The sequence below is a fragment of the Robinsoniella sp. genome, from assembly GCF_034124845.1.
Genome location: NZ_JAWYAJ010000367.1, coordinates 1 through 4,800 on the forward strand (window position 1 = coordinate 1; position 4,800 = coordinate 4,800).

The window sequence follows — 4,800 nt, forward strand, 5'->3', positions numbered from 1 at the left end:
CTGAATAATATCAAACAGCTTCAGGCCACCAATCAGATTTAACATCACTGCACTGGTAATCGCCGGCGTCAGCAGCGGAAGGGTTATGTAGCAAAATCTTTGCCAGAAACTTGCACCATCCAGCTTTGCAGCTTCATAATAAGATGTGGATATTCCCTGAAGCCCTGCAAGATAAATGATCATAGCCACACCTACAAACTGAATGGAATTGATAAAAGTAATCCAGCCAACTGCAGTCTTCCCATTGGCAAGCCAGTCCTTTGCCTCCATTCCAAAAAGCATTACAAGATCATTTAAAGCACCTCCATCATACTGGAGAATGAAATAATACATATATCCCATAATTAACGGCGCTACCATTGCAGGTACATAGATGATTGCACGCGCCAGATTTTTCCCCCTAAAATTCCGGTTTAAAAATACCGCATATCCAAGTCCGATTATATTCTGCAGCAAGGTACTGCCGAATCCGTAAATTAAACTGTTAATCAGAGTTGACCGGATATGAGGGTCTTTGATTAAAGTAATATAGTTTGCGAAACCAATATTTTTTGAATTCTGAGAAAATCCATCCCAGTTTGTAAATGAAATCTGAATACCTTTTAGTATGGGATAAATAACAAAGATTCCAAACAGCAATAGTGCAGGGATATAGTATATATTTATAATACTACGTTTCCATTTTTTCATATTTTAACTCCTAACTGCGCAATATGTGCCCAAGTCTGTACGGCATAAGTGCTGCTGCATTACATACGCTCTCTTGCAGCAGCACTTTAACTTTACTGTTCTAATTTTGCCAAATAACTGTCTTTCATTGCTGTGCAGGCATTTTCTACTGCATTTGATTCCTCAGCAAGGATTGATGCACCTGTTACACACATGTCATCCCACATGCCGCTTGGTAAATATTCACGGTCAAAATAAGGGAACACACGACAGCTTGCCATATATTTTTCAAGATCTGCTTTTACAATACCGGTGTCACTCTCTACGCCGTCAAAACTTGCCGGTGCACCATCGGATGATGCCACTTTCGCCATATTCTCATCCTGTGCAAAGTAACTTAACAATTCCAGTGCAGCGTCTTTATTCTGTGAATCCTTCCATACTCCAATTGCAATTCTCTCTCCACCAATCAGTGTCGGTTCATCGGATTCACTGTTAGATGGTACGCTCATCATCCCCACATTTGCGTTCGGGTTAATGGATAGCATTTCATTTATAGCACTGTTTCCATAAAATTCAAAAGCCACTTTATCTTCTGCCATTGCCTTCATTGCTGCATTATAATCAGCGGTCAGACAGTCTGTGTTAAAATAACCTTCTGCTTTCCAGTCTGCCATCATCTGAGCTACCTGCGACCACTTTGACCAGTCAAATGTTCCATCTTTTAACGCAGCCCGGTCATTGCTCTCTTCATTTGTAACATAGAAGGACGGTGCTGCAAAATCATAGAACTGTCCGATTGTCCAGCTGTCTTTTCCACCGATATGTACCGGTGTATAACCTGCTTCTTTGATTTTTCCAAGCGCTTCCTTAAAATCTGCCCATGTCTTCAGATCATCTACCGATACTCCGGATGCATCCAGTACGGTTTTGTTATAGACAATACCAGCGATATCCACATCCACCGGCAGACAGTAGAAATTGTCTGTTTTGGGATCAACTACAATCTGTTTTGCCGATTCAGATAAGCGGGATGCCCATTCCTGGTCATTGAGCGGCTCCAGATATTGTCCGTATCTTGCAACACTCCAACCATGGGTCGTCCAAAGGTCAGGAAGCTGATTTGTCGCCATTTTTGTTTTCATCAGTTCCTCATAATTTGCCCCAGGAGAACTGTATTCTACCTTAGCCCCTGTCTCTGTTTCAAACTGTGCAATCACTTCTTCCATTACCTCGCTCTGGACTCCGGCAATGTTACTCATAAAACTCAATGTGATCCCTTCATATTTTTTATTTCCTGCTTCCTGTGATTCGCTGTCTGTTTTAGCTGACTCTGAAGCTTTGGCTTCCTCTGACTCCGTTTGTGCATCTGCCTTTTGTGTTTCTTCTTTCTCTGTAGCTGCCGATGTTTCCGGCGCCTTTGTTTCCTCTGCTGGTTTTGATGAACACCCTGCCATCAGGGATACTGCCATACATGCTCCTAACAAACAACTGATTACTCTCTTTCTCATACTTTCTCTCCTTTTACACTTTGTAATATTTTTTATGTTGTGTTTTTGTTATGTCCAAAGTATAGCAGAAGTTTTTGTTGTTTCATATGTCATAAATTTAATCTTTAAGCGTTCTTTTTTATGCACATTCATGAATGTTCTATCTTTTTTCTTATTTTTATGTATAATATTCCATATAAGATGATTCATAAAATCAAATACTTATGATGCTGTATACGATGGCATAATGGAGGTGCTCATGAAATCTATTTATAATTTTGGACACAAGCTTTCTTTTATCTATATTATCAGTATTGTATGCCCCTTTCTTTTAGTGGCAATCGTGTCCTCCCTGTTCTTCTACCGAACTTATCAGCACGACACCTATGAATTGAATTCAGCTCTTTTGACTTCTACTGCCAATAATGTAGAAACTTATCTCAAAGAGTTGAATTCCCTTACGACAGCACCTTATGCATACGAAGAGCTGATGAATTACATGATCGAAATGGGAAAAACAGATTCTGAGATTGATGCTTATCACAAATATAAAATGGAGCAGCAATACATACAATCCATCAGTAAAATTTTATACTTAAACCATGATGATATTCTCTCCATTATCTACATCCCTTTTACCTCCAAACATGTCAGCTCCGATTCGGCTGTTGTTCTGTCAAAAGGAATATCAGATGCTGCTCCACTGGAAGAAGCAATCCTGGCAAATGATGCCTGGCAGGAGGCTGTTATGGCGAAAAATGGATCCTCTTATTTTAGTTATGCAGATGATCTTACTTATGACGATTCTCCCCTGCTGTCCAATAACCTGTTTTTTTCGGCCAGCCGGCTGCTTCAGGACGGCATTAGCAAAAAGCCCGTCGGCATCTTTCGGGTGGATGTATATGACGTCAATTTACAGAAAATATTCCAGAATCTGGACATGGGCTCCGGAGGAAACCTGGTTCTGCTGGATGAGGCAGGACATATTATTTACAGCGCCAGGGAGGTTACAGACAACATTTTGCAGAAATTAAAAGACAAACCGGAAAGACTGAACGATGATGCATCCTACACCGCACAGTATTATGAACTGCCAAGTGCAAACTGGACTCTGGTATCTCTGTCCAGTGAAAAAGACTTAAATCAGATTTCATCAACTATCATTTTATTTTTTGCAGTGATTACCGTTGTCTTCGTAATTATTTCACTGGTAAGCTACCGCTCCAGTTCCCGTTCTATGGTAAGGACCATTAACCAGATTCTCCATGTTTTGGAAAATGTAGAAAAGGGTGATCTCTCCACAAAAGTAACGGTTAAGGGTAATGATCAGCTTGCCATTATCGGAGAAGCCATAAACCGCATGGTAGACCGCCTGGAAGAACATATTAATCGGGAATATGTATCTGTAATTCGCCGAAAAGAGATGGAATACCTTGCATTGCAGTCCCAGATAAATCCCCATTTTTTATACAATGTAATGAACAGTATATCTATTATGAATACCATGGGAGAAAAAGTAATGGTACAGGAGACTATTTCCAACCTCACAAAGCTCATGCGTTACTCCTGCATTCCGGAAAAAGACAGCAGTCTTTCTAAAGAATGTGATTTTTTGGAACAATACCTGCAGCTTCAAAGCATCCGTTTCAGTGACCGGCTAAAATATAAAATCAATATTACAGAAGAATGCCAGATGTGTATCATACCCAAGTTCCTGCTTCAGCCTCTGGTTGAAAACAGTATTGTTCATGGAATGGAACCATACGATATTCAGGTCATGATTACCGTAGAAGCATTTTTTTCCAATGATATGCTGCACATAAAAATTAACGACAATGGAATCGGATTTCATTTTGATGATACCGCCTGTAGGGAAAACGTGGGACTTGGAAATGTCAGATCGCGTCTGCTGCTATTTGACCCGGACAGCACCTTTACCATCAAAAGCTCTGAAGAAACCGGAACAGAAGTCACCATGGTTCTTCATGCAAAATATAAATAAAACTCTGGAGGAAAAACAATGATTATTTTAATTGCAGACGACGAGAATCTGGTAAGGATCTACCTGAAAAAGATTATTAAAGATATGCATATAGAAGATTCCATCATTTTAGAAGCAAAAAACGGAAAAGAACTGGTATCCATCTGCCAGAATTATCAGCCAGACCTTGCATTTGTAGACATTAAAATGCCCGTTTTAAATGGTCTGGATGCCATCCGCAGTGTTAAATCTAATTGCCCTGACACAAACTGGATACTTCTGACAGGCTTTTCCGAGTTTGAATACGCGATAGATGCCATATCTCTCGGTGTAAAAGAATATCTCCTGAAACCGATAGAAGTTGAGGCTATGATTGAGATTATCAACCGCACAAAAGAACATCTCAAGCAGAAAAAACTGGATTCCAACCATTATTTTGAACTACAGGTAACCAGCCTTTTTAACGCATATGGCATGCCCTGTGAAGAGAATAAGCTGGCATTGTCCAAAGGACAGCTGTACTACGCCTTTTTATTTACGGAGAGCCGTTTCTTTAAAAACAAAGAAAACAGCTTTCTCTACCAGACAATACTTCCCAAACTGCACCAATGGCTTTCCTCATGGCGCACTTCCCAGGATCAATCCGCGCTTTTCTGTAAC

At 40.2% G+C, this 4,800-nt stretch carries 4 protein-coding genes; 2 read left to right on the plus strand and 2 right to left on the minus strand.

The features are described from left to right. Together ACH2DQ_RS18555 and ACH2DQ_RS18560 are read right to left on the minus strand one after the other, a co-directional pair. On the minus strand, positions 1 to 690 hold a 690-nt coding region (locus tag ACH2DQ_RS18555), incomplete at its 3' end, for a carbohydrate ABC transporter permease (RefSeq protein ID WP_395027800.1). Between the two features lie 92 nt (positions 691 to 782). Then, the gene (locus tag ACH2DQ_RS18560) at positions 783 to 2,180 is read right to left on the minus strand and encodes an ABC transporter substrate-binding protein (RefSeq protein WP_394911767.1); all 1,398 of its coding nucleotides are present in this window, start codon (positions 2,178 to 2,180) and stop codon (positions 783 to 785) included. Positions 2,181 to 2,418: 238 nt separating this feature from the next. On the opposite strand from ACH2DQ_RS18560, the gene ACH2DQ_RS18565 reads away from it, so the two are divergent. Together ACH2DQ_RS18565 and ACH2DQ_RS18570 are read left to right on the plus strand one after the other, a co-directional pair. Next, positions 2,419 to 4,161: a sensor histidine kinase gene (locus ACH2DQ_RS18565; protein ID WP_394911766.1), complete on the plus strand. Its 1,743-nt coding sequence runs from the start codon at positions 2,419 to 2,421 to the stop codon at positions 4,159 to 4,161. An 18-nt stretch (positions 4,162 to 4,179) separates the two neighbouring features. Then, on the plus strand, positions 4,180 to 4,800 hold a 621-nt coding region (locus ACH2DQ_RS18570), incomplete at its 3' end, for a response regulator (protein ID WP_395027803.1).